This window comes from Streptomyces spiramenti (assembly GCF_012034385.1).
GTDB lineage: Bacteria > Actinomycetota > Actinomycetes > Streptomycetales > Streptomycetaceae > Streptomyces > Streptomyces spiramenti.
On record NZ_JAAVJB010000414.1, the window covers coordinates 1 to 2,130 of the forward strand.

Genomic DNA, 2,130 nt, shown 5'->3' on the forward strand with positions numbered 1-2,130 from the left:
GCCGTGTCCTCCAAGCGCCCGCGAGATGAACATTCGGAACGTTCCGGCGCGGCGCGGCCACGGCCCCCGCGGGCCCCACCCGACGCCCCGGCGGCGGGTGCACGCGGGCGTTCGGCCCGTACCGGCTCCTGACCGCGTTCGCGGCCGGTGAGCGCAGGCAACCCGACCCAGCCGTCGCCGCACTGCTGCGACCGGACCACCGTGAGTTGGCGCGCACCGTGGAGAGCTACCTCGACCATGCCGGCCAGGCCGGTAGGACAGCGGCGGCCCTGGGCGTCCACCGGCAGACGCTGTACTACCGGCTCTCCCGGGTGGAGCAGCTCACGGGGCTGGACCTGTCGGACGGCGCCGACCGCCTGCTGCTGCACATGGCGCTGAAGGCCGCGCGGTTGTAGCAGCCGGCCTTTCCGTCAGCGCCCGGCCATCCGTCCCGGGGAGTACCACAGGTGACGGACAGCGGAGGTCGGCGCGTGGGGCGGCCGGGCGTGCACCCGCTCCTCCCATCTCTGCGGTGGACCGCGGGGCGGCGCGGGCGGGAGCCGCGGGCCCACCGCACGGGGCGGAGCGCGGGAGGGGCGGGAGCCGAGCCCGTAGCGCAAGAGGTGGGCTCGGGGCATCCCCGCCAAGAAGTCCGGCACCCGGCACGGGGCGGCGCGCCCTCCCGCCTCTCCCGTCACGGCTCGCCCCATGCCGGCACCGGGCCGCCCCATGCCGCTCCTCCCCCCGGTCGCGTCCGTCGGGGCGCGCCGCCGGTCCCTGCTCCGGCCCCGTCGCCCCGGACCTCGGGGCCACGAAGCTCGGAGCCACGCGCGCAGCAGGCGACGCGGAGCACCGCCACCGATGCACCACGCGACACCGGCGCACCGCCGCCCGGGACGCCGGCCGCGACGCGCGCCGTGCGCAAGGGGGCTTCACCCGAACGCGGGCCGCGGCTACCGTGCGACTGGGAGCGCTCCCACTCTGCTGTGCCCGTCCCCCCACGCACCGGCGCTCCCCTGTCAGAAGGGAACCACGTGGAGAATCCCAGAACCGCGCCCTCCCCCACAGCCCGCCGTCCCCGGCCCTCCCGTGAGCACCGGACCGGCGGTGGCGGGCGCATGCTCGCCACACTCGCCGGGGCGGTCCTCGTCGCCGGCCTCGCCGTCGCACCCGCCGCGCCCGCCGCACCGCCCGCCGACTCCACGCCGCCCGTGAACGCGCCGCCCGGGAACGCTCTGCCCGGCGCCCCCGCCGGGTCCCATGCCGACCCAGCCGACCGCCCCGCCACGAGCGAGCTCTACCGCGCCGAGGCCGGGGTCAACGTCTGGCTCGACGAGAACCCGGACGACCCCCGCGCGCCGCTGATCGCCGAACGCATAGGGTCCCAGCCGCAGGCAGTCTGGTTCGCCGGGGCGTACGAGCCCGACACGATCACGGAACGGGTCGCGGAGATCACCTCGGCGGCGGAAGCCGTCGGCCAACTGCCGGTGGTGGTCCCCTACATGATCCCGTTCCGTGACTGCGGCAACCACTCCGGGGGTGGTGCGCCGAGCTTCGCGGCGTACACGGAGTGGAGCCAACTGTTCGCCGCCGGGCTGGGCTCCGAGCCGGTCGTGGTGGTGCTCGAACCCGACGCGATCCCGCTCATCGACTGTCTTAACGACCAGCAGCGCGCGGAGCGGCTCACCGCACTCGCCGGGCTCGCCGAGGCCGTCACCACCGCCAACCCCGCCGCCCGCGTCTACTACGACATCGGCCACTCGGGTTGGCACGCTCCCGCCGAGATCGCGCCGACACTCGTGGAGGCCGGAGTCCTGGAACACGGGGCGGGGATCGCGACCAACATCTCCAACTACCGGACCACCGCGGACGAGACGGCCTACGCAGCCGCGGTCGTCGCCGAGCTCGGGGGAGGTCTCGGCGCGGTGATCGACACCAGCCGCAACGGCAACGGCCCGCTGGGCAGCGAGTGGTGCGACCCTCCCGGCCGGCTGGTGGGCGATGCCCCCACGACCGACCCCGGTGTTCCGGGTGTGGACGCCTACCTCTGGATCAAGCTCCCCGGTGAACTCGACGGCTGCGACGGCCCGGCCGGGTCGTTCTCCCCGGCCAAGGCGTACGAGCTGGCCGGCGGCTGACCCGGGGCGGGCC

The 2,130-nt window shown here is 75.7% G+C and carries 1 protein-coding gene and 1 pseudogene; both read left to right on the forward strand.

Annotated elements, in window-relative coordinates:
• Positions 1-107: 107 nt before the first annotated feature.
• Positions 108-395, forward strand: a pseudogene (locus HCJ92_RS23780) (PucR family transcriptional regulator); the annotation flags it as partial.
• 702 nt (positions 396-1,097) lie between these two features.
• On the forward strand, positions 1,098-2,117 hold the full coding sequence (locus HCJ92_RS23785; RefSeq protein ID WP_167935674.1) for a glycoside hydrolase family 6 protein: 1,020 nt from the start codon (positions 1,098-1,100) through the stop codon (positions 2,115-2,117).
• The last annotated feature ends 13 nt before the right edge of the window (positions 2,118-2,130 follow it).

Excerpts from the sequence above, each read along its gene's own strand:
- HCJ92_RS23785 (WP_167935674.1), top strand. The coding sequence starts at position 1,098 with ATGCTCGCCACACTCGCCGGGGCGGTCCTCGTCGCCGGCCTCGCCGTC.